Source organism: Bradyrhizobium sp. BRP19 (assembly GCF_020194195.1).
Lineage (GTDB): Bacteria > Pseudomonadota > Alphaproteobacteria > Rhizobiales > Xanthobacteraceae > Bradyrhizobium > Bradyrhizobium yuanmingense.
The window spans coordinates 413,543-439,599 of the sequence record NZ_JADYVZ010000003.1 but is presented as its reverse complement, the minus strand read 5'-3'; the positions used below and the strand labels follow the sequence as shown (position 1 = coordinate 439,599).

The 26,057-nt window shown below is 65.7% G+C and carries 23 protein-coding genes; 20 read left to right on the top strand and 3 right to left on the bottom strand.

Annotated elements, in window-relative coordinates:
• The first annotated feature begins 19 nt into the window (after positions 1 to 19).
• The 5 genes from I6F36_RS12355 (at position 20) to I6F36_RS12335 (ending at position 4,996) form a co-directional block, all read left to right on the top strand.
• Entirely contained in the window at positions 20 to 316 is a 297-nt protein-coding gene (locus I6F36_RS12355) for a (2Fe-2S)-binding protein (protein WP_025034065.1), read from the top strand.
• Complete coding sequence (locus tag I6F36_RS12350) at positions 313 to 1,731, top strand: NAD(P)/FAD-dependent oxidoreductase (RefSeq protein ID WP_225171503.1); 1,419 nt, start codon at positions 313 to 315, stop codon at positions 1,729 to 1,731. Before I6F36_RS12355 ends, I6F36_RS12350 begins: the two co-directional genes overlap by 4 nt.
• Positions 1,728 to 2,849 carry an FAD-binding oxidoreductase gene (locus tag I6F36_RS12345; RefSeq protein WP_225171502.1) on the top strand — a complete coding sequence of 374 codons (1,122 nt, stop codon included), beginning with the start codon at positions 1,728 to 1,730 and terminating at the stop codon, positions 2,847 to 2,849. The genes I6F36_RS12350 and I6F36_RS12345 overlap by 4 nt, the downstream gene beginning before the upstream one ends.
• A gap of 13 nt (positions 2,850 to 2,862) precedes the next feature.
• Positions 2,863 to 3,210: a RidA family protein gene (locus tag I6F36_RS12340; RefSeq protein ID WP_028138431.1), complete on the top strand. Its 348-nt coding sequence runs from the start codon at positions 2,863 to 2,865 to the stop codon at positions 3,208 to 3,210.
• Between the two features lie 172 nt (positions 3,211 to 3,382).
• Positions 3,383 to 4,996: an ABC-F family ATP-binding cassette domain-containing protein gene (locus I6F36_RS12335; RefSeq protein ID WP_225112967.1), complete on the top strand. Its 1,614-nt coding sequence runs from the start codon at positions 3,383 to 3,385 to the stop codon at positions 4,994 to 4,996.
• Positions 4,997 to 5,188: 192 nt separating this feature from the next.
• On the opposite strand, the gene I6F36_RS12330 is transcribed toward I6F36_RS12335, so the two are convergent.
• The gene (locus I6F36_RS12330) at positions 5,189 to 6,523 is read right to left on the bottom strand and encodes a dicarboxylate/amino acid:cation symporter (protein WP_109142485.1); all 1,335 of its coding nucleotides are present in this window, start codon (positions 6,521 to 6,523) and stop codon (positions 5,189 to 5,191) included.
• Between the two features lie 126 nt (positions 6,524 to 6,649).
• On the opposite strand from I6F36_RS12330, the gene I6F36_RS12325 reads away from it, so the two are divergent.
• The 12 genes from I6F36_RS12325 (at position 6,650) to I6F36_RS12270 (ending at position 21,810) form a co-directional block, all read left to right on the top strand.
• Entirely contained in the window at positions 6,650 to 7,963 is a 1,314-nt protein-coding gene (locus I6F36_RS12325; protein ID WP_225171501.1) for a solute carrier family 23 protein, read from the top strand.
• A gap of 70 nt (positions 7,964 to 8,033) precedes the next feature.
• On the top strand, positions 8,034 to 8,870 hold the full coding sequence (locus I6F36_RS12320) for a glucose 1-dehydrogenase (protein ID WP_225171500.1): 837 nt from the start codon (positions 8,034 to 8,036) through the stop codon (positions 8,868 to 8,870).
• Between the two features lie 131 nt (positions 8,871 to 9,001).
• Positions 9,002 to 10,801 carry a cation:proton antiporter gene (locus I6F36_RS12315; protein WP_035998463.1) on the top strand — a complete coding sequence of 600 codons (1,800 nt, stop codon included), beginning with the start codon at positions 9,002 to 9,004 and terminating at the stop codon, positions 10,799 to 10,801.
• 74 nt (positions 10,802 to 10,875) lie between these two features.
• On the top strand, positions 10,876 to 11,697 hold the full coding sequence (locus I6F36_RS12310) for an NAD-dependent protein deacetylase (RefSeq protein ID WP_225171499.1): 822 nt from the start codon (positions 10,876 to 10,878) through the stop codon (positions 11,695 to 11,697).
• A 140-nt stretch (positions 11,698 to 11,837) separates the two neighbouring features.
• A complete protein-coding gene (locus I6F36_RS12305; RefSeq protein ID WP_035998471.1) occupies positions 11,838 to 13,922 on the top strand; it encodes a hydantoinase/oxoprolinase family protein in 2,085 nt (694 codons plus the stop codon).
• Between the two features lie 2 nt (positions 13,923 to 13,924).
• Positions 13,925 to 15,583 (top strand): hydantoinase B/oxoprolinase family protein, encoded by a 1,659-nt coding sequence (locus tag I6F36_RS12300; RefSeq protein ID WP_225126338.1) that lies wholly within the window; start codon positions 13,925 to 13,927, stop codon positions 15,581 to 15,583.
• Positions 15,584 to 15,616: 33 nt separating this feature from the next.
• Positions 15,617 to 16,615, top strand: a complete 999-nt coding sequence (locus I6F36_RS12295; RefSeq protein ID WP_225126337.1) for a TRAP transporter substrate-binding protein — start codon at positions 15,617 to 15,619, stop codon at positions 16,613 to 16,615.
• Between the two features lie 9 nt (positions 16,616 to 16,624).
• The gene (locus I6F36_RS12290) at positions 16,625 to 17,218 is read left to right on the top strand and encodes a TRAP transporter small permease (RefSeq protein ID WP_225126335.1); all 594 of its coding nucleotides are present in this window, start codon (positions 16,625 to 16,627) and stop codon (positions 17,216 to 17,218) included.
• A 31-nt stretch (positions 17,219 to 17,249) separates the two neighbouring features.
• On the top strand, positions 17,250 to 18,554 hold the full coding sequence (locus I6F36_RS12285) for a TRAP transporter large permease (protein WP_225126333.1): 1,305 nt from the start codon (positions 17,250 to 17,252) through the stop codon (positions 18,552 to 18,554).
• Between the two features lie 323 nt (positions 18,555 to 18,877).
• Positions 18,878 to 20,596, top strand: a complete 1,719-nt coding sequence (locus tag I6F36_RS12280; protein WP_035998486.1) for a PQQ-binding-like beta-propeller repeat protein — start codon at positions 18,878 to 18,880, stop codon at positions 20,594 to 20,596.
• A 114-nt stretch (positions 20,597 to 20,710) separates the two neighbouring features.
• Complete coding sequence (locus I6F36_RS12275) at positions 20,711 to 21,025, top strand: cytochrome c (RefSeq protein WP_225112963.1); 315 nt, start codon at positions 20,711 to 20,713, stop codon at positions 21,023 to 21,025.
• A 17-nt stretch (positions 21,026 to 21,042) separates the two neighbouring features.
• Positions 21,043 to 21,810: an ABC transporter substrate-binding protein gene (locus I6F36_RS12270; protein WP_225139272.1), complete on the top strand. Its 768-nt coding sequence runs from the start codon at positions 21,043 to 21,045 to the stop codon at positions 21,808 to 21,810.
• Positions 21,811 to 21,846: 36 nt separating this feature from the next.
• Here I6F36_RS12270 and I6F36_RS12265 read toward each other — a convergent pair whose 3' ends face one another.
• A complete protein-coding gene (locus tag I6F36_RS12265) occupies positions 21,847 to 22,491 on the bottom strand; it encodes a glutathione binding-like protein (protein WP_225139271.1) in 645 nt (214 codons plus the stop codon).
• Between the two features lie 106 nt (positions 22,492 to 22,597).
• Between I6F36_RS12265 and I6F36_RS12260 the strand changes: the two genes are divergently transcribed.
• Positions 22,598 to 23,278: a TetR/AcrR family transcriptional regulator gene (locus tag I6F36_RS12260; protein WP_225139270.1), complete on the top strand. Its 681-nt coding sequence runs from the start codon at positions 22,598 to 22,600 to the stop codon at positions 23,276 to 23,278.
• 15 nt (positions 23,279 to 23,293) lie between these two features.
• Here I6F36_RS12260 and I6F36_RS12255 read toward each other — a convergent pair whose 3' ends face one another.
• Entirely contained in the window at positions 23,294 to 24,259 is a 966-nt protein-coding gene (locus I6F36_RS12255) for a glyoxylate/hydroxypyruvate reductase A (protein WP_225139269.1), read from the bottom strand.
• 140 nt (positions 24,260 to 24,399) lie between these two features.
• Between I6F36_RS12255 and I6F36_RS12250 the strand changes: the two genes are divergently transcribed.
• Together I6F36_RS12250 and I6F36_RS12245 are read left to right on the top strand one after the other, a co-directional pair.
• Positions 24,400 to 24,768 (top strand): YciI family protein, encoded by a 369-nt coding sequence (locus I6F36_RS12250; protein ID WP_035998498.1) that lies wholly within the window; start codon positions 24,400 to 24,402, stop codon positions 24,766 to 24,768.
• Positions 24,765 to 26,051 carry an RNA polymerase sigma factor gene (locus tag I6F36_RS12245; protein ID WP_225139268.1) on the top strand — a complete coding sequence of 429 codons (1,287 nt, stop codon included), beginning with the start codon at positions 24,765 to 24,767 and terminating at the stop codon, positions 26,049 to 26,051. The genes I6F36_RS12250 and I6F36_RS12245 overlap by 4 nt, the downstream gene beginning before the upstream one ends.
• The last annotated feature ends 6 nt before the right edge of the window (positions 26,052 to 26,057 follow it).

The following is a 26,057-nucleotide window of genomic DNA, read 5'->3' as shown; positions in this document are numbered from 1 at the left end:
GGAGCCAAGAGGCATCCCCATGTTCAAGCGATCCGAACAGGACAAGCGGCCACAGGTGCAGATCTTCGTCGATGGCGTCGCGGTCGCAGCGCGCCAGGGCGACACCGTCTCCGCCGCACTGCTGGCCTCCGGCGTTGACGCACGGCGTTCCACCGCGGTGAGCGGCGCGCCGCGTCTGCCTTATTGCATGATGGGCGTCTGCTTCGACTGCCTCGTCACCATCGACGGCGTCGGCAACCGGCAAGGGTGCCTCGTGCCCGTCGCCGAGGGCATGCAGATCGAAATCCAGAAGGGCAAGCGGGAGATCGGAAAATGAGCGTGGCTCCCAAGCGCGCAAACTATGACGTCGTGGTGATCGGCGCCGGGCCCGCGGGCCTTGCTGCTGCCGCAACATCCGCCGAGGCCGGCCTCTCGACGCTGCTGCTCGACGAGAACATCGGCCCCGGTGGCCAGGTGTTTCGCGCCATCGCCTCGACGCCGGTTACCGAGCGCAATCAGCTCGGCGCCGATTATTGGGTCGGGGCCGATCTCGTGCAGTCGCTGCGCGCGAGCAATGCGGAGGTCATCCACCGCGCCACCGTCTGGAGCCTCGACCGCAATCTCGATATCGCCGTCTCGATCGGCGGCGCCTCGGCCTTCGTCAAGGCGAAACGCGTGATTCTCGCGACCGGTGCGCTGGAGCGGCCGTTCCCAATTCCCGGCTGGACGCTCCCGGGCGTGATGACCGCGGGCGCGGCGCAGACCATGCTGAAGTCCTCGGCGCTGGTGCCCGACGGACGCACCGTGATCGCAGGGCAGGGGCCGCTGCTCTGGCTGCTCGCCGCGCAGATACTGCGGCTTGGCGGCCGCATCGATCGCATCCTCGACACCACCCAGCGCGGCAATTATTTCGCCGCGCTCCCGCACGCTTTCGCCTTCCTCACCTCGCCCTATTTCGCCAAGGGCCTGTCGATGATGCGCGAGGTGAGGGCGAAGGTGCAGGTCGTCTCCGGCGTCACCGAGCTTGCGGCTTCCGGTGATGGCCAGTTTGCCAGCGTGAGCTACGTCGCCGGCGGCAAGCGCGAGACCATCGCTGCGGACCTGTTGCTGCTGCATCAGGGCGTCGTGCCCAACGTCAATCTGGCGATGTCAGCCGGCATCGAGCATCGCTGGGATGATCTGCAATTGTGCTGGTCGCCAGTGCTCGACGCGAGCGGCAATTCGTCGGTCGCCGGCATCGCGATCGCCGGTGACGGGGCCGGCATCGGCGGCGCGAGTGCAGCCGTGGTGCGCGGTCGCATTGCCGCGCGCGCCGCCGTCGAAGCACTGGCGCCCGCTTCTGCCGCAAAACTTCCCGCAATGGCGACGCTCCGTTCCGACCTCGCCAAGGCTGAGCGTGGTCGCCTGTTCCTCGACACGCTGTTCCGCCCCGCGCCGCAGTTCCGGATTCCTTCAGGCGATACCATCGTCTGTCGTTGCGAAGAGGTCACGGCAAAGGACGTTCTCGATTCCGTCGCGATCGGCGCGACCGGGCCGAATCAGCTCAAGGCCTATCGCCGCACCGGCATGGGCCCGTGCCAGGGCCGGCTCTGCGGCCTCACCGTCACCGAGCTGATGGCGCGGGCGCGCGGCAAGACCCCGCAGGAGATCGGTTACTACCGGCTGCGCGCGCCGGTGAAGCCGATCACGCTGGCCGAACTCGCCGCCGTTCCCAAGAGCGAGGCCGACGTCAAGGCTGTGGTGCGCGGATGAGCACAAATGTGGATGCGATCGTCATTGGCGGCGGCATCCACGGGTGCTCGACCACGCTGCATCTGTGTCTCGCCGGCCTGAAGCCGGTGCTGATCGAGAAGGACTATGCCGGCCGTCACGCCTCGGGCGTCAATGCCGGCGGCGTCCGGCAGCTCGCGCGGCACATTCCCGAGATTCCGCTGTCGATCCGCTCGATGGACATCTGGGAGAAGATCACGGATCTCGTCGACGACGATTGCAGCTTCGAGAGCTACGGCCAGGTGCTGGTCGCCGAGAACGAGGAAGAACTCGCCCTCTGCCGCGCGCGCGTCGCCGAGCTCAATGCGCTGGGCTTCACCCACGAGGAGCTGATCGACGCCGCCGAACTGCGCCGGCTGGTGCCGGCGGTGGCCGAGACCTGTCCCGGCGGTGTGGTTTCTCGGCGTGACGGGGCGGCCAATCCGGCGCAGACGACGACGGCGTTCCGCCGCAAGGCCGAGCAATTGGGCGCAACTGTGCGCGAAGGCGTAGCTGCCGGCAGCATCCGGCACCGTGACGGCCTCTGGCACGTCGATGCCGGGTCGGAGAGCTTTGCCGCGCCGGTGCTGGTGAATGCTGCCGGCGCCTGGGCCGGCAGGATCGCGGCTCATCTCGGCGAGCCCGTCCCGGTCGAAACCGTGGCGCCGATGCTGATGATCACCTCGCGCGTGCCGCACTTCATCGACCCCGTCGTGATCCTTCGTGGTCGAAAGCTGTCCTTCAAGCAGTTCAAGAACGGCACCGTGCTGATCGGCGGCGGCCATCTGGCGACGCCCTATCAGGATCGCAACGAGACGGTGCTGGACTGGAAGAGCCTTGCGACCAGTGCGCAGACCGTGTTCGAGCTGTTTCCGGTGATGCGCAGCGCCAACATCGTCCGTGCCTGGGCCGGCATTGAAGCCAAGATGAAGGACGACATTCCCGTGTTCGGGCCGAGCTCGCGTCACAAGGGCCTCTATCACCAGTTCGGCTTCTCGCTGCACGGTTTCCAGCTCGGCCCTGGCGCCGGCGCCGTGATGGCGGAGCTGATCGTCAACGGCGGCACCCAGACCCGTATCGGCGAACTCGGCATCGACCGCTTCCACGCTTCCACGCTCTAAACAAGAGGATATCATGAGCATCACCCGCAGCATCCGCACGCCCATCATGCACCGCGCCGTCGAAGCCAATGGCTTCGTCTTCCTCGGCGGCACGATCGCCGACGACACCTCGGTCTCGATGGGCGAGCAGACCCGCAACATCCTCGGCAAGATCGCCGGCTATCTGAAAGAGGCGGGAACCGACAAGAGCCGCGTGGTCAGCGCCTCGATCTTCGTCACCGATCTCTCCAAGAAGAAAGAGATGGACGCGGCCTGGACCGAATTCTTCGGCGACAACCTGCCGACCCGCGCCACCGTCGGCGTCGCCGATCTCGGCGGCGGTGCGCTAATCGAGGTGGTGGTGACCGCGCTCAAGGGCTGATGGTGCACGGCGAGGAAGGACGACAGCGCCCATCACGCCTGTTGTCTCCTCGTGCCGCGCCTTGATCTCGCCCTTTGATGGGACTAGTTAGAGAGTTCCTCAATCAGGATCTTCGCAGCCATGGATTTCACCCCGACCGCAACGCCCATCCGCCTTGCTCACGGGGAATTCCATGCCTGCTTCAATCATCCTGTCGAACCTGTCGCTGTCCACGCCTGACGGGCGCTCTCTCTTCTCAAACCTCGATCTGACATTCGGCGCCGAGCGAACTGGTCTCGTCGGCCGTAACGGCGTTGGCAAGACGACGCTGCTTGCGTCGATGCTCGGCGAACATATTCCTCAGTCGGGACGCGTTCTGATCAACGGCACTATCGGCTTGTTACGCCAGGACGTGCAGGTTCTTGCCGGCGGGACCGTGGCGGATCTGTTCGGCGTGCGGCCGGCGCTCGAGTTGCTGCGCCGTGCCGAGCGGGGCGACGCCTCCGCCGACGAGGTCGCTGCGGTCGACTGGACGCTCGAGACGCGGCTTGAGGCCGCGTTGGCGCGCCTCGGGTTCGATCCGTCTCCCGATACGGCGCTGTCGTGCCTGTCCGGTGGCCAGATCACGCGGGTTCGTCTCGCCGCGCTGGTGTTCGCTGCGCCTGACTTCCTGCTGCTGGACGAGCCCACCAACAATCTCGACCAGGACGGACGCAAGGCCGTCACCGATCTGCTGGCTGCCTGGCGCGGCGGCGCGATTATCGTCAGCCACGACCGGACACTGCTCGACACCATGGATGCGATCGTCGAGCTGACGTCGCTCGGCGCGACGCGATATGGTGGCAATTGGAGCAGCTTTCGAACGCAGAAGGCCATCGAGCTCGCGGCTGTGAGGCACGATCTCGCGCTTGCCGAGAACCGGCTGTCCGAGATCGACGGGAGGGCGCGGGAGGCCGCGGAGAAGAAAGCGCGCAAGGACAGCGGCGGCAGAAAGAAGCGCGCCAAGGGCGACATGCCGCGCATCCTGGCCGGCGCCCGCAAGGATCGCAGCGAGGACACCGGCGGCAAGAATGCACAAATCGCCGAGCGGCAGCGCGCGGAAGCGCTTCAAGCCATCGACACGGCGCGCCGGCGCGTCGAGGTTCTTCAGCCGCTCTCGGTCAAATTGCCCGCAACCGACCTGCCGGCGGGGAGGGAGGTGCTTTGGCTTGACGGTGTCAGCGCTGGCTTTTGGCCGGAGCAGCCTGTCGTGCGCGACCTCTCATTTGCGGTGGTCGGGCCGGAGCGCGTCGCGCTGGTCGGGCCCAATGGCTCCGGCAAGACGACGCTGCTGAAGCTCATCGTGGGCGAGCTGCGTCCGCTTGCGGGCATCGTGCGGCTCAGGCCGGATTTCGCGTTGTTCGACCAGAAGGTCAGCCTGCTCGACCCGGCGCGCTCCATCCTGGACAATTTTCGGCGTCTCAATCCGAAGGCCGGTGCGAACGAGTGCCATGCCGCGCTGGCCCGGTTCATGTTTCGCGCCGATGCCGCCTTGCAAATCGCCGGGAGCCTGAGCGGCGGGCAAATCTTCCGCGCGGGCCTCGCTTGCGTGCTGGGCGGGCAGCCGCCGCCGTCGCTGCTGATCCTGGACGAGCCGACCAATCATCTCGACTTCGAGTCCATCGAAGCCGTCGAGGCCGGCTTGCGGGCCTATGACGGCGCACTGCTGGTCGTCAGCCATGACGAGGCGTTCCTGCAGGCGATCGGGATCACGCGGCGGATCGAACTTGCCGCCAATTTGCCGCGCATCGATGGCGGGATCGTCTGATCCCGCCTGGCGCTCTGGATCTGGCTGTGATTTTCAAAAGCCCGACGCCCTGCCCCCAGCGCGTCGGGCGGAAAAAAATGAGTATAAATCCGTGATCCCAACGCCATTGTTGTGACGCGGGCCGCATCGATTTTCTACTCCGGGAAACTACCGCATCGGAACCAGGCTTCGTCTGCCCACCGATTGCGCGGCCTAGGATGCCGCGCCTCCACCCGGCTCCAGCGCCTCGCCGATCTCCAGCGGATGCGCCATGGTCTCGTGCAGCGCGTCGCGGTCGAGCTCGCCTTCGGAGATGCTGATGACCACGCAGGCAACGCCATTGCCGATCAGGTTGGTGAGCGCGCGGCATTCACTCATGAACTTGTCGATGCCGACCAGGATCGCGATCGACTGGATCGGGATATCAGGCACGATCGACAGCGTCGCAGCGAGCGTGATGAAGCCGGCGCCGGTCACGCCCGAGGCCCCCTTGGAGGTGATCATAGCGATGCCCAAAATGCCGAGCTCCTGCCAGATGGTCAGATGGGTGTTGGTCGCCTGCGCCAGGAACAGCGTCGCGAGCGTCATGTAGATGTTGGTCCCATCGAGGTTGAAGCTGTAGCCGGTCGGGATGACGAGGCCGACCACGGAGCGTGAGGCGCCGAGATGCTCCATCTTCTGGATCATCTGCGGCAGCACGGTCTCGGAGGACGAGGTGCCGAGCACGATCAAGAGCTCGTCCTTGATATAGGCGATGAAGCGCAGGATCGAGAAGCCGGCGAGCCGGGCGATCGAACCCAGCACGATCAGCACGAACAGGATACTGGTCAGATAGAACGTGCCGATCAGCGCGGCGAGATTGAGCAGCGAGCCGAGGCCGTAGGCGCCGACGGTGAACGCCATGGCGCCGAAGGCGCCGATCGGCGCGACGCGCACGATGATGCGGATGATGCCGAAGAACATCTTCGCCGCCTTGTCGATCGCGTCCGCGATGGGCTCGCCGGCCTTGCCGAGAAAGGCGATGGCGAAGCCGGAGAGAATCGAGATCAGCAGCACCTGCAAGAGGTCGCCGCGCGCGATCGCCCCGAGATAGCTGTCGGGAATGATCGCCATCAGGTGGGCTACGATGCCCTCTTCGTGGGCCTTGGTGACGTAGGTCGCCACCGATTTCGGGTCGATCGTGGCTGGATCGATGTTGAAGCCGCGCCCGGGCTGGAGAATCTCGCCGACCAGAAGGCCGACCGCGAGGGCCACGGTCGAGACCGTCTCGAAATAGATCAGCGATTTCAGCCCGACCCGGCCGACCCGCTTCAGATCGCCCATCGAGGAGATGCCGTGCACCACGGTGCAGAAGATCACGGGCGCGATCATCATCTTGATCAGCGCGATGAAGCCGTCGCCGAGCGGCTTCAAGGCTTTGCCGAGATCGGGATAGAGATAGCCGATGAGCACGCCGAGTGCGATCGCGATCAGCACCTGGACGTAGAGGATCTTGTACCAGGGCTGGTGCCGGCGCTGGATGGCTGACGGGATCGCAATCTGTGTCATAATGTAGGCTCGGGAACGGATTGATCGTGGATGATTTGCATCATGTGATGGGCGCCGCAGAAGCGACAATCACATTTTTGTCTGTTGGCACGACCATCGGTCGTTGCGTCGAACTTGGGTGGAAACATGACGATCGCAACAGGCTCGGACGAGCAGAGCTATTTTCCACGTTGGAAGCTCAAGACCTCGGGCGTGATCATGCCGGAGGAGCGGCTGTCCTGGGGCCAGACCATCGTCTCGGGTCTTCAACATTGCGTCGCGATGTCCGGTGCGACGATCATCGCGCCGCTGTTGATGGGGTTCGATCCCAACGTTGCAGTTCTGTTCTCCGGCGTCGGCACGCTGATCTTCTTCGTCATCGTCGCCGGGCGCGTGCCTAGTTATCTCGGCTCGAGCTTCGCCTTCATCGCCGTCGTCATCGCCGCCACCGGCTATGCCGGGCAGGGGCCGAACCCGAACCTGTCGGTTGCGCTCGGCGGCATCGTCGGCGCCGGAGTGCTGTATGGCCTGATTTCGCTGGTCGTGATGTGGTCCGGTGTCGGCTGGATCGAGCGGCTGCTGCCGCCGGCCGTTACCGGCGCCGTCGTCGCCGCGATCGGCCTCAATCTCGCGCCGGTGGCGGTCAAGGCGGTGAGCGCCAATGCATTCGACACCTGGATCGGCCTCGCCACCGTCTTGATCATCGGCGTGGTCGCCGTTGCAGCACCAGGCCTGTGGCGCCGCCTACCGATCATCCTCGGGGCGGTCGGCGGCTATCTCCTCTACCTGCTGTTCGCGAACGGCCTCGGCTTTGGCAAGCCGATCGACTTCACGCAATTGTCGGCCGCGCCGTGGCTCGGGCTGCCGAACTTCACTGCGCCGAGCTTCCATGCCGATGCGATCTTCCTCATCGCGCCGGTTGCCGTAATTCTCGTTGCCGAGAATCTCGGGCACATCAAGGCCGTGGGCGCCATGACGGGCCGAAGCCTCGATGCCTATCTCGGCCGCGCCCTGTTCGCCGACAGCTTAGCTACCATCGTGGCGGCGTTCGGCGGTGGCACCGGCGTCACCACCTATGCCGAGAACATCGGCGTGATGGCGGCGACCAAGGTCTATTCGACCCTGCTGTTTGCGTTCGCAGCCCTGGTGTCGATCCTACTCGGCTTCTCGCCGAAATTCGGCGCGCTCATCCTGTCCATCCCGGGTCCGGTCATCGGTGGGCTTTCGATCGTGCTGTTCGGATTGATCGCGGCGATGGCCGGACGAATCTGGGTCGAGAACAAGGTCGACTTCGCTAATCCTGCGAACCTCATCACGGTCGCGGTGGCGCTGATCGCAGGGGCCGGCGATCTCACGCTCAAATTCGGTGCATTCACGATCGGCGGCATCGGCACCGCGACCTTCGGCGCGATCATCCTCTATCAGATCTTGACCTCGCCGCGCGCGCAGCGAGCTGATTAGATCCCGGCATCTGCGAGGGATGGAACAAAACGCCGGTTCCATCCATGATGATGCATCCCGGAGAAAACACATGCCGCAAACCGAACGCTCGACCCCGTTTCCCTCGCGCCTCGTCGGCCAGTACGCGCTGGTGACCGGCGCCTCACAAGGCATCGGCCGTGCCGTCGCCATCCGGCTCGCCCAGGAAGGCGCGACCGTCGCCATCAATTATTTCGGCAGTCCCGAGGGGGCGGACGAGACGCTCGCGCTCGCACGAACCGCATCGAGCGATCGCGGCCACGGCAGGCTCGACCATATCGTCGTCAAGGCCGATATCGGCAATGAGCAGGACATCGCCGCGATGTTCGAGACGGTCCTGGCGCGTTTCAAGCGCCTCGACTGTCTCGTCAACAATGCCGGCTTCCAGCGGGAATCGCCGAGCGAGGCGCTCGACGTCGAAACCTATCGCCGCATCATCGACGTCAACCTGAACGGCGCCGTGCTGTGTGCGCAGAAGGCGCTGGCGCATTTCGTCGCGCGCGGGGCAGGCGGCAGCATCATCAACTGCTCCAGCGTCCACCAGATCATCCCCAAACCCGGCTATCTCGCTTACTCGATCAGCAAGGGCGGCATGGCCAATCTGACGCGCACGCTGGCGCTGGAATTCGCCGGCCAGCGCATCCGCGTCAATGCGGTTGGTCCCGGCGCGATCGACACGCCGATCAATGCGGCCTGGACCGGCGATCCGGAGAAGCGCGGCGTCGTCACCTCCCACGTTCCGATGGGGCGCGTCGGCACGCCGGAAGAGATCGCCGCGGTGTTCGCCTTCCTCGCCTCGGACGACGCCAGCTACATCACCGGGCAGACCATCTATGCCTGCGGGGGCCTGACGCTGTTTCCAGAGTTTCGGGAGAACTGGGCAAGCTGAAAACCGGCTTGGGGTTGCGCGCGCCTCGCGTGGGATAGAGGGGCGCGACCGGTTGGGGATCTGCGGCGCCGTGTGCTATCGACCGTGGATGGCGCTGCCGCTATTGGCGGGCGCCGACACGTGAAGGGCCCGTGACCACAACCATCAACATCAATGCCTATAGTGACGCGCTGGTGGTGCTCGGGACTGCCGGCGTGGTGGTGCCAATGGTCCGGCATTGGGGCATCAATCCCGTGCTGGGCTATCTCGGGGCCGGCGCCATTCTCGGTCCGCTCGGGCTCGGCTCGCTCGTCAAGGACGTCCCGGTCCTGTACTGGTTCACCGTGACGGACGCCCAGAACGTCGAGGGTATCGCCAATCTCGGCATCGTGTTCCTGCTATTCCTGATCGGGCTCGAGCTGTCTTTCAGACGGCTCATGACGATGCGGCGTCTGGTGTTCGGGCTCGGCGGCCTGCAAGTCCTCGCGACGTCGGCCATGATTTTCGGCGTGGCGCTTCTCTTCGGGCAGAGCTCCGATACGGCCGTGATCCTCGGCGCGAGCCTTGCGCTGTCCTCGACGGCGATCGTGCTCGAGCTCCTGTCCGCCGAGAGGCGGCTTTCCACCTCGGCCGGGCGCGCCAGCTTCTCGGTGCTGCTGGCTCAAGACCTCGCAGTCGTCCCCATTCTGGTTTTCGTCTCGGTGCTCGGCGCGGGAAGCGGTGGCTCGGTCGTGGCGCACATCTCCAGTGCGGTCCTGAAGGCTGTGCTGGCGGTAGCCTTCCTCACTCTGGTCGGACGGCTGCTGATGCGTCCGCTCTTCCAGATGGTCGCAGGCACCCATTCGACGGAGTTGTTCGTTGCCGCGACCTTGTTCGTCATCGTCGGCGCAGGCCTTGCCGCCCACCAGGCTGGCCTGTCGATGGCGCTCGGAGCCTTCGTTGCAGGACTGATGCTGGCGGAAACCGAATATGGCAAGGCCATCGAGGCCACCGTCGAGCCGTTCAAGGGCCTGCTGCTGGGCATCTTCTTCTTCACAGTCGGGATGGCGATCGACGTCCGTGTGTTCCTGCGCGAGCCCGGCTGGCTGCTGGCCGCCGTCGTCGGCATTCTCGTCGGCAAGGCGATCGTGCTCATCATCCTGGGACGCCTCTTCAGGCTGTCATGGCCGGCGGCGATCGAGATCGGCTTCCTGCTGGGCCCCGTCGGCGAATTCGCCTTCGTCAGCATCGGAATGGCGGCGGCCGGAGGCATGATCGAGCCCCCCGTGTCGAGCTTTGCCGTCGCCGTCACCGCCGTGACGATGGCCCTGACGCCGCTTCTGGGCATGCTCGGGCGACGATTGGCCGCGAAGCTGAGCAGCGAACGCACGCCCGATCCCGAGCTCGCGGTCCGGCCGCCCGGCGACCGGGCGCAAGCCATCGTGGTCGGCTATGGCCGCGTTGGAAAGGTGGTCTGCTCCCTGCTGACCAGCCATGGCCTGAACTACATCGCGGTCGATCACGCGGCCGTCGACGTGGCGCGTGATCGCCGCGACGGTCACAAGGTCTATTTTGGCGATGCGACAGAGCCGGGTTTCCTCGAAGCCTGCGGCTTGATGCAGACGACCGGCGTGATCATCACCATCCAGTCGCGGCCGGCGATCGATGCCGTCGTCGAGCGGATCCGGGCGGTGCGGCCGGACGTGCTGATCGTCTCGCGTGCGCGAGACGCCGATCATGCCCGGCACCTTTACGCGATCGGCGCAACCGATGCGGTGCCGGAGACCATCGAGGCGAGCCTGCAGCTCTCCGAAGCCGCACTGGTCGGCCTCGGCGTTGCGGTCGGGCATGCGATCGCCTCGGTGCACGAGAAGCGGGACGAGTTCAGGCTGACGCTGCAGCAGGCCGCGCGGATCGCGGGACAAGAGAAAGCTCGTCCGCTCGATCTCACGGGACGGCGGTCGCCGCGATAGCGGCTATGCGGCCGCCATGCGCCGGGATTGTCGTCATCTGGCAAAACGGGCCGGCGCGAACTACATCATGCGCCATGACGAATGCCCCTCCGGCAAAACCTCCGCTCCAGAATTTCATCGGCCGGCACGAACGCCTGTTCGTGCTGACGGGCGCCGGCTGCAGCACCAATTCCGGGATTCCCGACTATCGCGACAGCCAGGGCAATTGGAAGCGGACCCAGCCCGTCAACTTCCAGGCCTTCATGTCGGACGAGCCAACCCGCCGGCGCTATTGGGCGCGCAGCCTGATCGGCTGGCGGCGGTTCGGTCGGGCGAGGCCCAACGATGCGCATCGCGCGCTGGCCCGGCTCGAGGCGAACGGCCGGTGCGGGATGCTGCTGACCCAGAACGTCGACCGGCTGCATCAGTCGGCCGGCCATCGGCAGGTGATCGACCTGCACGGCCGGCTCGATCTGGTCCGCTGCATGGGCTGCGGGGCGAAGACGCCGCGCGAGGAGTTTCAGCACGCGCTCGGCCGCGCCAATGCGGCATGGCTGACGCTCGATGCCGCGGATGCACCCGACGGCGACGCCGATCTGGAGCACGAGGATTTTTCCTCCTTCGAGGTGCCTCCTTGCGAAGCCTGCGGCGGCATCCTCAAGCCCGACGTGGTGTTCTTCGGTGAGAACGTGCCGCGCGAGGTGGTGGCCACGGCGCAGGATCATCTGGCAGAAGCCGATGCCATGCTGATCGTCGGCTCGTCACTGATGGTCTATTCCGGCTTCCGCTTCGTCCAAGCCGCCGCGCGGCGCAATATCCCCATCGCCGCGGTCAATCTCGGCCGCACCCGCGCCGACGATCTCCTGACGCTGAAGGTCGAGGAGCGCTGTGAAGCGGCGCTTGCGTTCCTGCTCTGATCGCTCAGGCGCGAACACGCCTTGCCTATTGCATAGGTGCCGCGCAAAATAGCCGGGCACAGCGTTGCAGGCATGCCTCATGGCACGGGAATTGCTGTGCTTTTGGACCCGAACTTGACGATCAGCACGGAGAAATTGGAATGCTCGAGGGAGCCGAGGTGCGGCTTGCCGTTGATATCGGTGGCACGTTCACCGACATCGTGCTGGACGTGGGACAAGACCGCAAAACCCGCAAGGTGCTGACGACGCCGCAGCGGCCCGAGCAGGCGGTGCTGGACGGCATGCGGCTCATTCTTGCCGATGCGCGCGCGCATATCAGCGATATCGACGTCTTCATCCACGGCACGACGCTTGCGACCAACGCTATCATCGAGCGGCGCGGCGCCAAGACGGCGCTGATCGCAACCGAAGGCTTTCGCGACGTGCTCGATATCGGCACCGAGAGCCGCTACGACCAGTACGATCTCAGCATCGACAAGCCGAAGCCGCTGGCGCCGCGCGGCCTCCGCTTCACCGTGCCCGAGCGCATCGACGCCCACGGCGCCGTCCGCCTCCCGCTCGACGAGACGGCCGTGCGCGCGCTCGCGCCGAAATTGCGTGAACTCGGCGTCGAGAGCGTCGCGGTCGCCTTCCTGCACTCCTACGCCAATCCCGAGCACGAGCGACGCGCAGCGGCGATCATGGCCGAGGAGATGCCCGGCATCTCCGTGACGGTGTCTTCCGCCGTCTGTCCCGAAATTCGCGAGTATGAGCGCACATCGACTGCGGTCGCGAACGCCTATGTGCAACCCCTGATCGACGGTTATCTCGCCCGCATGGCCGACGCCCTGCAGGTCGAGCAGTTCCGCGGCGCGATCTACCTCGTCACGTCAGGCGGCGGCGTCACCTCGATCGAGACCGCGCGGCGCTTTCCAGTGCGTCTCGTCGAATCCGGTCCGGCCGGCGGCGCGATCTTCGCGGCGCAGATCGCGGCGCGACTCGGGGAGAGCAAGGTGCTGTCCTTCGACATGGGCGGCACCACCGCGAAAATCTGCCTGATCGAGAAATACCAGCCCGAGACCTCGCGCGTGTTCGAGGTCGATCGCGCCGCGCGCTTCCTCAAGGGCTCCGGCCTGCCGGTGCGCATCCCCGTGATCGAGATGGTCGAGATCGGCGCCGGCGGCGGTTCGATCGCCCATGTCGACGCGATGAAGCGCGTCACCGTCGGCCCGGAGAGCGCCTCGTCGGAGCCGGGACCGGCCTGCTATGGCCGCGGCGGTCAGCGCCCCGCGGTGACGGATGCCGACGTTGCGCTCGGAATGATCGATCCTGACGCCTTTGCGGCCGGCACGATCAAGCTCGATCCGGAGCTGTCGAAACAGGCGCTGCTGCGCGATGTCGGTGCGCCGCTCGGCCTGTCGGCGGAAACAGCGGCTTATGCCGTGCACGAGGTGGTCTGCGAGAACATGGCGAGCGCCGCGCGCGTGCACGCTGTCGAGCGCGGCGCGGTGGTCGGCCAGCACACGCTGATCGCCTTCGGCGGCGCCGCGCCGCTGCATGCGGCGCGCGTTGCCGAGAAGATCGGCGTCTCCCGCGTGATCGTGCCCTCGAACGCCGGCGTCGGCTCGGCGGTCGGATTTCTGGCGGCTCCCATCGCGTATGAATTGGTGCGCAGCCGTCACGTCCGGCTCGATGATTTCGATACCGAGGCGGTCTCTGACTTGCTTCAGGACATGGTGACCGAAGCGCGCGCGCTGGTCGAGCCGGGCGCGGCCGGCGCGCCGGTGCGCGAGCGCCGCGCGGCTTTCATGCGCTATGTCGGCCAGGGCCACGAGATCACCGTCGAGCTGCCGAACCGTCCGCTGACGACGGCCGATCTCGCCGGTCTGCGGCAAAAGTTCGAGGCCGACTATTCGGCGATGTTCGAGCGACCGATCCCGGGCGCGGCGATCGAGGTGTTGAGCTGGTCGGTGCTCGCGACCACCGAGGCGCGCAATCCGCCCGCCGTCGCTTCCGTGGCGCGCCAGCCCGCGGCCAAGGCGTCCGGCAGCCGAAAATTCTTCGACGGCCGGGCCGGCGAAGTGATCGAGATCCCGCTCTATCGGCGCGAGGACATGGCGCCAGGGGCGACCATCGCAGGCCCCGCCGTGATCGCGGAAGACGAAACCTCGACCTTCGTCTCCACCAGTTTCGACGCCCATATCGACGGTGCCGGCAGCATCGTCATGGAACGAAAGGCGGCCTGATCATGAGCAAGGCAAATGGCGCGAGCCTGATCGACCTTCAGATCATGTGGCACCGGCTGATCGCCGTGGTCGAGGAGCAGGCGCAGGTGCTCTTGCGCACCGCCTTCAGCCCGATCGTGCGCGAATGCGGCGACCTCTCGGCCGGCGTGTTCGACCTCAGGGGCCGGATGCTGGCGCAGGCGGTGACCGGCACGCCCGGCCACGTCAATTCGATGGCGGAATCGGTCAAGCACTTCATCGCTCACTTCCCGATCGAGACGATGAAGCAGGGCGATGCCTACATCACCAACGATCCCTGGATGGGGACCGGTCATCTCAACGATTTCGTCGTCACCACGCCCTGCTTCAAGGACGGCAAGGTCGTCGCACTGTTCTCCTGCACCAGCCATCTCATGGACATCGGCGGTATCGGCTTCGGGCCCGATGCCACCGACGTGTTCATGGAGGGGCTCTACATCCCCATGCTGAAGCTGATCGACCAGGGCGTCGTCAACGAGACGCTGATGGCGATGATCCGCACCAACACGCGGCTTCCGATCGACACCGAGGGCGACACCTATTCGCTCGCCGGCTGCAACGACGTTGGCTGCGAGCGCCTGGTCGAGATGATGAGCGAGTTCGGCATCGAGACGCTCGACGAGCTCGGCGACTACATCTGCGACCGCTCGCGCGAGGCCGTGCTGGCCGAGATTGCAAAGCTGCCGAAGGGCAGCTGGCGCAACACCATGGTGGTCGACGGATATGATGCCCCGGTGACGCTGGCGGCGACGCTGACCATCTCGGATACCGGCATCCACGTCGATTTCGACGGCACGTCCGCCGCGTCAAAATTCGGCATCAACGTGCCGCTGTCCTACACCACCGCCTATACCGTGTTCGGCCTCGGCTGCGTCGTCGCCTCGCAGATCCCCAACAATGCCGGCTCGCTCTCGCCGCTGACGGTGTCTGCGCCGGCCGGTGCCATCCTCAATGCGCCGAAGCCGGCGCCCGTGGCGTCGCGCCACGTCATCGGCCAGATGCTGCCGGACGTCGTGTTCGGCTGCCTGCGCCAGATCATTCCCGAGCGCGTGCCTGCGGAAGGCACCTCCTGCCTGTGGAATCTCAACGTGCGCGGCCAGACCCGCTCCGGCGCCGGCGGCAATTACGGGTTCTCGATGGCAGTCACCTCCAACGGCGGCACCGGTGCGCGCTTCGGCAAGGACGGGCTGTCGGCGACCGCTTACCCAAGCGGCGTGCGCGGCACGCCGGTCGAGATCGCGGAGACGCAGACGCCGCTGATCTTCTGGCGCAAGGAGCTGCGCCCGGATTCCGGCGGGGCAGGGCGCACCCGCGGCGGCCTCGGCCAGATCATCGAAGTCGGCAGCGGGGTCGATGCGCCGTTCGACATCCTCGCCGCGTTCGACCGCATCGACCACCCGCCGCGCGGGCGGGACGGCGGCCAGAACGGCGAGGCCGGCTATGTCGGTCTCAAGTCCGGCAAGAAGCTGCGCGGCAAGGGCTTTCAGCAGGTGCCGCCGGACGACCGGCTGGTGGTGCTGACGCCCGGCGGTGCCGGCATCGGCGATCCCAGGGAGCGCGATCGCGCGGCCGTCAACGACGACGTCGCAAGCGGTCTCGTGTCTTCGGAGAACGCAGTCAAGGTCTATGGGTACGCGCGTTGATGCATCAACGCGCTCGGTAAACGGAGGGGAGCAATGATTACGCGACGGAACTTCACTGTGGGCGCAGCGACGCTGCTCGCCGCCGGCCACATCTCGACTCGCGCACGGGCGGCAACGAGCTGGGATATGTCGACGGTCTGGCCCGACGGCAATTTCCACACCCAGAACGCGATGGCGTTTGCGGAGGAGGTGAAGAAGCAGAGCAATGGTGCGGTCGCCATCACCGTGAAGGCCGGCGGCCAGCTCGGCTTCAAGGGGCCCGAGCACTTGCGGGCCGTGCGCGACGGCCTGGTGCCGCTCGCCGACGTCCTCAACATCCAGCAGGTCGGCGACGAGCCCTTCATGGGCGTCGAGAGCATCCCCTTCCTCTGCGGCTCCGTGGAGGAGCTCAAGGTGCTGCACAAATATGTGCGGCCTGAATACGAGAAGATCGCTGCGCGCAACAACCAGAAGATCCTCTACATCGTGCCGTGGCCGACGCAATATCTGCATCTGAAGGCGAAGGTCGCCGAGGTCGAGGGCCTCAAGAACATCAAGATCCGCGTGCCCGACAAGAATGCGGTCGAGATGCTCAATGCCATCGGTATGGCGGCGGTGATGATCCCCTGGGGCGAAACGATCCCCGCACTCGCCTCCGGCGCGGTGGCCGGGGTCTCCACCTCGTCGGTGTCCGGCGTCGACGGCAAGTTCTGGGAGTTCCTGAAATACGTCTACCCGACCAACCATGTCTGGTCGTCGCAGATGCTCACCGTCAATCTCGATGCCTGGAAGGCGCTCGGCGCCGATCAACAGAAGCTGGTCGCTGACATCGCGGCGAAGATGGAGCCCGGCTTCTGGGCCAATTCGCTCAAGGCCGATGTCGACAGCCTCAACCGCCTCAAGGAGGGCGGCATGGAGGTGGTGCCGGTCTCGGACGCCATGATGAAGGACATCCGGGCCAAGACCGCGCCGCAGTTGGACGCCTTCCTCAAGCGCGTGCCGGCGGCGGACAAGCCGGTGCGGGCCTATCTCGCCGAAATCAAGCGCGGCTGAGGGCGAGACGTGGTGAGCCTTTCGCCCGAAGCATCGCAAAGCCTCAACGCAGCGGCGCCCGCGCCGCTGCGCATCGTCCTCGACGCCATCGATCGCCTCGGCCGGCTCGACGGCTGGATCGGCGGCTTCTGTCTCCTGATGCTGACGCTGTTGATGCTGTGCGAGGTCGCAACCCGCTTCCTCTCGAACTTCCTGCCGTTCTTCCCGCCGACCATCTCGATCGCGTGGGAATATTCCTCCTATCTGATGGCGGCGGCCTTCACTTTCGGCGCCGCCATGACGCTGCGCGTCGGCGGCCACATCCGCGTCGTGCTGCTCCTGAAGAACGCACCCGTGCCGGTGCAGCGCGCGCTCGAGATCCTCTCGGCGGCGGCCGGCTTCGCCTTCATGGCGTTCCTGACCATGGCCATGGCGAAATTCGCCTGGAGCGCCTTCGTGCGCGGCCAGGTCTCGACCTCGAGCGACACGCCGCTGTGGTTTCCGCAAGCGATCGTCACCTTCGGCATGTTGCTGCTGACGCTGCAGTTCCTCGCGCGTGCGATCCAGGCCGCGCTCGGCCTGCCGCTGGAGGACCATCGCATGAAGGCCTCGCCCGTCGAATGACCGCCTTGCCCGCATCCGGATCCAAGTTCGCATGACCGTCGAAGTCGTCGCCCTGTTCGCGATCCTGTTTGTGCTGCTGGCTTGCGGCGTCTGGATCGGCCTCACGCTTGCGCTGACCGCGACGCTGCTGCTCGCGATGTTCCGCTCGATCCCGCTTGAAAAACTGCTGCCGCAATACGCCTGGAACATCCTGACCACGCAGGAGCTGCTGGCGCTGCCGCTGTTCATTCTGATGGGCGAGTTGCTTTTCCGCACCCGCCTGTCGCGCTCGCTGTTTCAGGGACTGGCACCGTGGGCCGGGCTGCTGCCCGGCCGCCTGCTGCATGTCAACGTGATCGGCTGCACCATCTTCGCGGCGATCTCGGGCTCGTCGGCCGCGACGACGCAGGTGATCGGCCGCATGTCGCTCAGCGAGCTCACGCGCCGAGGTTATTCCCGTGACATCGCGATCGGCTCGCTCGCCGGCGCCGGCACGCTGGGCTTCCTGATCCCGCCCTCCAACATCATGATCATCTACGGCGTGCTCGGCGACGTCTCGATCCTGAAGCTGTTCACCGCCGGCGTGCTGCCGGGCTTCCTGCTGGCCGCGACGTTCATGGCCTGGGTGATGCTGCACACCACCCTCAAACCCGCGATGGTGCCCGAGACCGAAGCCAAGCTCTCGCAGGTGCCGTGGAGCGAGCGCTTTGCAGCACTGAAGGATCTCGCGCCGGCGCTGTTCCTGATCGCATGCGTGCTCGGCTCGATGTATGGCGGGCTCGCAACGCCCTCCGAAGCTGCCGCGGTCGGCGTGCTCGGCGCGGCCCTGGTTGCCTGGGTGCAAGGCGCAATGTCGCAGCAGGTGATCCGCGACGTCTTGATCGGCTCGGTCGTCACCTGTTCGATGATCGCGCTGATCGTGCTGGGAGCCTCGATCCTCGGCAATGCCGCGGCCTTCCTCGGCATCCCGCAGGCGGTGGCCGCGTTCGTCAAGAGCCTCGGCCTGTCGCCCTTCATGCTGATCGTGGCGCTGATCGTCTTCTATCTCGTGCTCGGCTGTTTCCTCGACGGCTTCTCGATGATCGTGATGACGCTGCCGATCGTGCTGCCGATCGTGAAGGGTGCCGGCTTCGACGAGGTCTGGTTCGGCGTCTTCCTTGTGCTCGCCGTGGAGATGGCGCAGATCACGCCGCCCGTCGGCTTCAACCTGTTCGTGATCCAGGGGCTGACCGACGACGGTCTCGGCTATATCGCCCGCGTCACGATGCCGTACCTCATGATCATGATCGGGTTCGTGCTGCTGCTGACGCTGTGGCCGGGCATCGTCACGATTCTGCCGAAGGTGCTTTACGGATAAGACAACTTGTTCCGGGATCGGCGGATCGAAAGCAAAACGGTCAGCGCCGCTGCCGTTTCAAGTCCCCCTGCATCGAAGCGACTTCGGCGCGCATTCCATATTTGCAGGCCCTGTGATCCGTCGTACAGTGTGACGGCAAGCAGAAGTACAACAGCAACCACTCCGGTGAACGTGGCTCCTCGGCGCGATGCGCCGAGGAAGGGGACGTCTGTTGACGATTCGGTCCGATGGAGGACGATCGACGCACACTGAACTGCAAATACCCCTCGCAAGCCGCATTCACGAGACGCAATCAACAAACACAAGAGCGGGAGGAAGTGCAAATGAGGAAACAGTGGCTCAGCTCGGCCTTGGCTGTCGTTGTCGTTGCGACACTTGCAGCGACGGCGGCATTGGCTCAGTCCGTGGATACGGCCCGGATCGAGGCCGCCGGCCAGAACGATTGGCTCACCTATCACGGTTCGTACAAATCCCATCACTACAGCCCGCTTACACAGATCAATACGAGCAATGTCGGCAATCTGGGCGTGGCATGGATGCACATTCCCGGGCGATCGACGCGCGGCCTGCAGTCGATGCCGCTCGTCGCCGACGGCGTGCTGTACTATTCGGGCTCTTACAGCCGGGTCTTCGCGCTGAACGGCGCCAGCGGCGAGGTGATCTGGTCGTTCTTTCCGGAGCTGGATGAAGCGCTGATCAGCCGCCAGACCCACTCGCCCTATAACCGCGGCGTCGCTCTCGGCGAAGGCAAGGTCTTCGTCGGCACCATGGACGGTCGTGTCTTCGGGCTGGACGCCAAGACCGGAAAGGTTCTCTGGGAGACCAGGCTGATCGACTCGCAGAAGCTGACGGTCGGCTTCACCGGCGCGCCGCTCTACGCCAAGGGCAGCGTGATCATCGGCGCGCAAGGCGGCGAATGGCCGGGCCGCGGCCCGATCTTCGCGCTCGATGCCGCAACCGGAAAGAAGAAGTGGGAGTTCCTCACGGTCGCAGGCACCGAAGAGGCGATGAAGACCTGGGGCAACGAGTCCTGGCGCACCGGCGGTGGTGGCGGCTGGATGCCGGGCACCTACGATTCCGAGACCAACACTGTCCTGTGGGGCACTGCGAATCCGGCGCCGCTCTACGATTGGTCGGGTCCGGACTACAAGACCCAGGGGGCGCGTCCCGGCGATAACCTCTATACGAGCTCGGTGATCGGGCTCGACATCGATACCGGCAAGCTGAAATTCTACCATCAGGAACTGCCGCACGATGCCTGGGACTTCGACAGCTCGGTCGGCGAATTCGTGATGCTCGAGCGTGACGGTCAGAAATACGTCGTCCATCCGAACAAGGGCGGCTTTGTCTTCGTCTACGACCGCAATCTCAAAGTGAAGAACGTCTGGCGGCTGGTCGAGAACATCAACTTCGTCAAGGACATCGATCCCAAGACCGGCGCCCTGATCGGCCGTCGCGATTTCCCGGTCGGCAAGGTCACCGAACCGCCGCTGTGTCCGTTCATCGGCGGCGGCATCAGCTGGAACGCCGGCTCCTACAGCCCCAAGACCGGTCTCTATTACAAGATCGGACAGGAATGGTGCATGACGCTGGATATCCAGAAGACGACGCCGGTCACCACGCCGCAGGTCCAGCTCAACATCGGTGCCGATTTCAAGATGGTGCCTCCTCCGGGTGGCGAGATCTACGGACATCTCGACGCGCGCGATCCCATCACGGGCGCGAAGAAATGGGAGGTTCGCTATCCCGAGCCTCCGCTCGGAAGCGTGCTGTCGACCGCAGGCAACCTCGTCTTCGTGCCTGATTCGCGTGGCGTGCTGCACGCCTATGATGCCGAAACTGGCGCCGAGCTATGGAGGCACAACAACGGCACCGGCCATCAGGGCGGCATCGTCAGCTACTCCGTCGGCGGCAAGCAATATATCGCGGTGACGGCGGGCTTCGGCGGGATGCTGGCGGACGAATATGCGCCGAACTTCGGCGGCGTCTACAAGAGCATGCCGCGTGACGACGGCGCCCTGGTCGTCTTCAGCCTGAAATAGTCTGCCGCAGATGTTCCGATCCTGGAGCGGGCGCAAGCCCGCTCCTCGATCGATGTCGCGGCCGCGTGGCTCAGGAATGGAGCGTAGCTGTTGAGACTGTCTTGCAAGACGATTTTGGCGGGGCTGGGCGCCTCGTTGCTGTGGGCTGCGATGGCCCAGGCCCAATCCGCCACACCCGCGCCGGAGAACGCGGCGTTCGAGGTCGAGCAGGTGTTTGCGGGGACTTGCGGCTTCTGTCACTCCGACGGTGGCCGGGCCGCTGGGAAGGGGCCGCAACTGATGAATTCGCCGCGCGACGACGACTATATCCGCAGTCGCATCAAGCTCGGCAAGCAAGGAGCGATGCCGGCCTTTGACGGCGCCTTCACCGACGCCCAGATCGATCAGATGGTCAAGTACATCCGCGCGCTGAAACCGCGCGACGGCTGACTAGCATAGAGTGTGGAATGAAGACATTTGCCCCGGTCATCGTCGCTGCCGCCATCGCTCTGTCCGGGCAGGCGGCGGCGCGCCCCCTGGAGGCGATCCGCTCCAGCGGCGTGATCGGGCTCTGCGCACATCCCAATTCGCTTCCCTTCGCGCACAAGACCGGCGATCCGCCCGGCTTCCAGGTCGAGCTCGGTCGGGTGCTGGCACGCGAGCTCGGTGTCTCGCTGAGGCTCGATTGGATCATCACGCAGTACCAGATGCGCAGCGCCGGCTGCGACATCCTTCTGGACGTCATCGCCGATCGCGAAGCGCAAGGCGAAACCCGCCTGAGAATCTCCAAACCGTATTATCGCACAGGCGTCGCGCTCGCCGTGCCGTCATCCAGCACGCTCACGTCCTTCGCCAGCCTCAACGAATCGACCAAGGTGGGCGTGCAGGTTGGATCGATCGCAGCCATGATCATCGGCCGGCGGCGGGTGCCGATCTCGACCTTCGGCTTCGAGAGCGACAGCCTGGAGGCTGTGTTGAACCGCGAGATCGACGCCGCCGCGGTGACGCCCACTGCGGCGAGCTATTTCAATCTGACCCATCCGGACAATCCGCTCCGGATCCTCGATCGCGATGAGAGCACGGCCGATCTGAACTGGAACGTCGGCGTCGGCATGGTCCGCCCGGACGATGCGTTGCGCGAAGCCATCGACGCAGCCGTGGCGCGGCTGCGCAGCGACGGCACGATCGACCGGATCTACCGCCGCTACGGCATCGCGCTGCAGGCGCCGAGATAGCGCGCTGCCGCGCGATTACGGAGCTCGCGTGCGGCCTCAGGCCGCGGCCTTCTTCCGCGCGAGCTCGGCCTTGTACAGCTCGAACTCCTCCGCGATCGCCTTGGCAATCGAAGGTCGCTGACGCAGCCGTTCGTGATACGCCTTCAGGTTCGGCCATTTCGCAAGCTCGATCGGCGGCGTCGCCATGGTCCAGTTGATGACCGTGACGAGATAGGCATCGGCCACGCTGAAATGGTCGAGCAGGAACTCGCGTCCTTTCAGGTAATTGTCGAGATAGTCGAGCCGCGACAGGTTCTTTTCCAGGGCATAGGCCTTGGCTTCCTGCGGCGCCTTGCGGTCGAGCATGGGGATGAAGAGGCCCTTGTGCAGCTCGGTGCCGATGAAGCAGAGCCATTGATGCAGCCGCGTGCGCTCGATGCCGGCGCTCGCGCCGAGGCCGGCTTGCGGGAAACGATCCGCGACATATTGCAGGATCGCAGCGTTCTCGGTCAGCACCATGCCGTCCTCGGTGCGCAGCGTCGGCACGAGGCCGATCGGATTCACGGTGCGGAAGTCGGAGCCGTCGCTCAAGACCTTCTTGGTCGGCGGATCGACTTCGAGGTAGTTCGCCTCGGCGCCGGCTTCATACAGCGCGACGCGTGTCGCCATCGAGCAGGCAAGCGGCGAGAAATAGAGATCCATCTGTAGCCTCCTTGGGCAATTCCTCTGTGGGTGTCGCTCAACCTGGCCAGATTGATTTTTGTACCATCTTGCATAATATGGGTGAGGTCAAGGAATAACTTGCGGAATGGTACAAAAATCGAAGCCGCCAGCTGCTGCCAATCAGCCCGAACGCCGCGGCGAGCCCGAGCGTCGCGGTGGGCCTAAGCGCCGCGGCCGTCCGCGCGCCTACGAGCCCGATGTCGCGCTCGGCAAGGCGCTCGATCTGTTCCGCAAGCAGGGTTTCGCGGCCACCTCGCTCGACGATCTCAGCGCCGCCACCGGCATGAATCGGCCGAGCCTCTACGGCGCCTTCGGCGACAAGCGCGAGCTCTACATCAAGAGCTACCAGCGTTATCGCGACGAGGCGGGCGCGGCGATGGTCGCGATCTTCCGCGAGGAGATGCCGCTGCGCCAGCGGCTGGAGCGCATCTACGCAGCCGCGCTGGACATCTATCTGTCCGGCGACACCGGACCGCGCGGTTGCTTCACGGTCGTCACCGCGGCCTCCGAGGCGGTCGGCGATCCCGAGATCCGCGCCATGGTGCTGGACGGCCTCACCGGGCTCGACAAGGCCTTTGCCAGTTGCTTCCGCCGCGCCAAGGAGAAAGGCGAGCTGCCGGAGAGCGCCGATCCGTTCGCGCTGGCACAGATCGCATCGGCCACCATCCACACCATCGCCATCCGCTCCCGCGCCCGCGTGCCGCGCAAGGAGTTGGAGGCGATCGTCAAGGGCGCGATCGACGTGATGATCGGCGCCAAAGGATAAGCTGGAAGCGAAGCTTCAATATCCCCGCGTTCGATCCACCACGTTCTCCAGCGCGCCGCCCGCCTCAAACCGGGCGATCTGCTCGGCGACATAGGCCGAGATCGCATCCGCGTCGGTGTCGGCGGCATTGTGCGGCGTCAACACCACCTTGGGGTGGGTCCAGAACCGGCTGTCCTTCGGCTGCGGCTCCTGCACGAAGACGTCGAGCGAGGCGGCGCCGAGCGTGCCGTCGTCGAGGCAGGCGAGAATATCGGCCTCGTTCTGCAGGCCGCCGCGGCCGGCATTGATCAGCACCGGCGCGCCGAGCGGGCTGGTGCGATTGAGCTTGGCGAAGACCTCGCGGTTGAGGATGCCGTGCGTGTCTGATGTCAGCGGCAGCAGGCAGACCAGGATATCGGTCTTGCGCAGGAACGCGTCCATTCCGGCGGCGCCATGGAAGCATTCGACGCCCTCGATCGTGCGCGGGCTGCGGCTCCAGCCGGCGACGCGGAAGCCGAGCCGCCGCAGCACGTCGGCCGCATCGGCGCCTAGCGTGCCCAATCCCATGACGCCGACCGTGACCGCGCTGGCCGGCCACTGATATCTGGGCTCCCAGCGCTTCTCGCGCTGCGATTGCCGCAGGTAAAGCTCCTGGCGGTGATGCATCAGCACGTGCAGCATGACATATTCGGTCATGCGATTGGTGAGATCGGGCACGGCGACGCGCACCAGCGGCACCTCGGGCAGGCTCTTGTCCGCCATTAGCGCGTCAACGCCGGCGCCAAGGTTGAAGATCGCCCGCAGATTGGGGAACGCACCGAGATCGCCGGGCACCGGCTTCCACACCGCCGCATAATGCACCTCCGCCGGATCGAGCCCGGCGTCCGGCAGCAGCACCACGCGGCGTCCCCCGCAGACCGCGTCGAAGCGGGCCTTCCAGCGCTCCGGCAGCCAGTTCTGCTGCGTGCTGTTGATCAGGACGGCCAGTGTGCCCATGGTCATTCGAAGTGCCTCTTCAGGTTCCGCGCAAGAAGGCCCTCCTTGGCACGATCTGCCGGATTTTTCTTGCAAATTTTTTCCGCAGCGCTGTCGGGGCGGGGCATATTGGCGCGTCTTCAGAACAGACGAGGGAAGTGCTGCCCATGCTTTACGCCATTCTTTGCTATCACGATGAGGATTTCGTCGGCTCCTGGAGCAAGGAACAGGACGAGGCCGTGATGAAGAAGCTCACCGTGGTGCAGGAGAAGCTCACCAGGCAGGGTCGACTCGGGCCGGTGGCGCGGCTGTTGCCGACGACCGCGGCGGCGACGCTGCGCAAGGAGGATCCGCCGCTGGTGCTCGACGGCCCCTATGCCGAGACCAAGGAGCAGCTGCTCGGCTTCTACATCGTCGACTGCAAGAATCTCGACGACGCGCTCGACGTCGCACGCGAGCTGGGTGCCGCCAATCCCGGCGGCGCCTATGAGGTGCGTCCCGTCGGCGTATTCCGGCCCGGAGGAAACCTGACGTGAGCGAGGCCGATACCGCCTGGATCGAGACTGCGCTGACTTCGGCGCGACCCCAGGCGGTCGGCGCGCTGTTGCGCTATTTCCGCGATCTCGACACCGCCGAGGAGGCGTTTCAGAACGCCTGCCTGCGCGCGCTCAAGACCTGGCCGCAGAATGGGCCGCCGCGCGATCCCGCGGCCTGGCTGATCATGGTCGGCCGCAACGTCGCGATCGACGAAGTGCGACGCGCGCGCAGGCAGCAGCCGCTGCCTGAGGACGACCAGGCGATCTCCGATCTCGACGACGCCGAAGGCGAGCTGGCCGAGCGGCTCGACGGCTCGCATTATCGCGACGACATCTTGCGGCTGATGTTCATCTGCTGCCATCCAGGACTGCCGGCGACGCAGCAGATCGCGCTGGCGCTGCGCATCGTCTCGGGCCTCACGGTGAAGCAGATCGCCCGCGCGTTCCTGGTCTCGGAAGCGGCGATGGAGCAGCGCATCACGCGCGCCAAGGCAAAGGTGGCCGAGGCCGGGACGCCGTTCGAGGCGCCGGGCGCGGTCGAGCGCTCTGAACGGCTCGCCGGCGTCGCGGCGATGATCTACCTGATCTTCAATGAAGGCTATTCGGCGAGCGGTGACACCGCGGAGATCAGGAAGCCGCTGTGCGAGGAGGCGATCCGGCTGGCGCGGCTGCTGCTGCGGCTGTTTCCGAGCGAGCCGGAGATCATGGGCCTGACCGCGCTGATCCTGTTGCAGCACGCGCGCAGCGCGGCGCGCTTTGCCGCGGACGGCTCGCTGGTCCTGCTGGACGATCAGGATCGTTCCTTGTGGAACGGCACCATGATCGCGGAGGGCCTCGCGCTGATCGACAAGGCGATGCGCCACCGCCGCAGCGGGCCCTACCAGATTCAGGCCGCGATCGCCGCCCTGCATGCGCGCGCGGCGACGCCGGAGGAGACCGACTGGACGGAGATCGACCTGCTCTACGGCGCGCTCGAAGTGGTGCAGCCCTCGCCGGTGGTGACGCTCAACCGGGCGGTCGCGGTCTCCAAGGTGCGCGGGCCGCAGGCCGCGCTCGAGCTGATCGAGCCGCTGGCGCCGAAGCTCGCCAATTATTTCCATTTCTACGGCGTGCGCGGCGCCTTCCTGATGCAGCTCGGCCGCAACGACGAAGCCCGAATCGCCTTCGACCGCGCCATCGCGCTCGCCAACACCTCGGCCGAAGCCGCCCACATCCGCATGCATCTCGATCGCCTGATCCGGGACAGCCAGCCGAAGGCAAAGGAAAGCGCCAAGGCGAAGTAGGCCCGT

Bases quoted from the DNA above. Each gene is read 5' to 3' on its own strand.
- I6F36_RS12355 (WP_025034065.1), top strand. From the start codon at position 20: ATGTTCAAGCGATCCGAACAGGACAAGCGGCCACAGGTGCAGATCTTC.
- I6F36_RS12350 (WP_225171503.1), top strand. From the start codon at position 313: ATGAGCGTGGCTCCCAAGCGCGCAAACTATGACGTCGTGGTGATCGGC.
- I6F36_RS12345 (WP_225171502.1), top strand. From the start codon at position 1,728: ATGAGCACAAATGTGGATGCGATCGTCATTGGCGGCGGCATCCACGGG.
- I6F36_RS12340 (WP_028138431.1), top strand. From the start codon at position 2,863: ATGAGCATCACCCGCAGCATCCGCACGCCCATCATGCACCGCGCCGTC.
- I6F36_RS12335 (WP_225112967.1), top strand. From the start codon at position 3,383: ATGCCTGCTTCAATCATCCTGTCGAACCTGTCGCTGTCCACGCCTGAC.
- I6F36_RS12330 (WP_109142485.1), bottom strand. From the start codon at position 6,523: ATGACACAGATTGCGATCCCGTCAGCCATCCAGCGCCGGCACCAGCCC.
- I6F36_RS12325 (WP_225171501.1), top strand. From the start codon at position 6,650: ATGACGATCGCAACAGGCTCGGACGAGCAGAGCTATTTTCCACGTTGG.
- I6F36_RS12320 (WP_225171500.1), top strand. From the start codon at position 8,034: ATGCCGCAAACCGAACGCTCGACCCCGTTTCCCTCGCGCCTCGTCGGC.
- I6F36_RS12310 (WP_225171499.1), top strand. From the start codon at position 10,876: ATGACGAATGCCCCTCCGGCAAAACCTCCGCTCCAGAATTTCATCGGC.
- I6F36_RS12305 (WP_035998471.1), top strand. From the start codon at position 11,838: ATGCTCGAGGGAGCCGAGGTGCGGCTTGCCGTTGATATCGGTGGCACG.
- I6F36_RS12300 (WP_225126338.1), top strand. From the start codon at position 13,925: ATGAGCAAGGCAAATGGCGCGAGCCTGATCGACCTTCAGATCATGTGG.
- I6F36_RS12295 (WP_225126337.1), top strand. From the start codon at position 15,617: ATGATTACGCGACGGAACTTCACTGTGGGCGCAGCGACGCTGCTCGCC.
- I6F36_RS12285 (WP_225126333.1), top strand. From the start codon at position 17,250: ATGACCGTCGAAGTCGTCGCCCTGTTCGCGATCCTGTTTGTGCTGCTG.
- I6F36_RS12280 (WP_035998486.1), top strand. From the start codon at position 18,878: ATGAGGAAACAGTGGCTCAGCTCGGCCTTGGCTGTCGTTGTCGTTGCG.
- I6F36_RS12270 (WP_225139272.1), top strand. From the start codon at position 21,043: ATGAAGACATTTGCCCCGGTCATCGTCGCTGCCGCCATCGCTCTGTCC.
- I6F36_RS12265 (WP_225139271.1), bottom strand. From the start codon at position 22,491: ATGGATCTCTATTTCTCGCCGCTTGCCTGCTCGATGGCGACACGCGTC.
- I6F36_RS12260 (WP_225139270.1), top strand. From the start codon at position 22,598: ATGGTACAAAAATCGAAGCCGCCAGCTGCTGCCAATCAGCCCGAACGC.
- I6F36_RS12255 (WP_225139269.1), bottom strand. From the start codon at position 24,259: ATGACCATGGGCACACTGGCCGTCCTGATCAACAGCACGCAGCAGAAC.
- I6F36_RS12250 (WP_035998498.1), top strand. From the start codon at position 24,400: ATGCTTTACGCCATTCTTTGCTATCACGATGAGGATTTCGTCGGCTCC.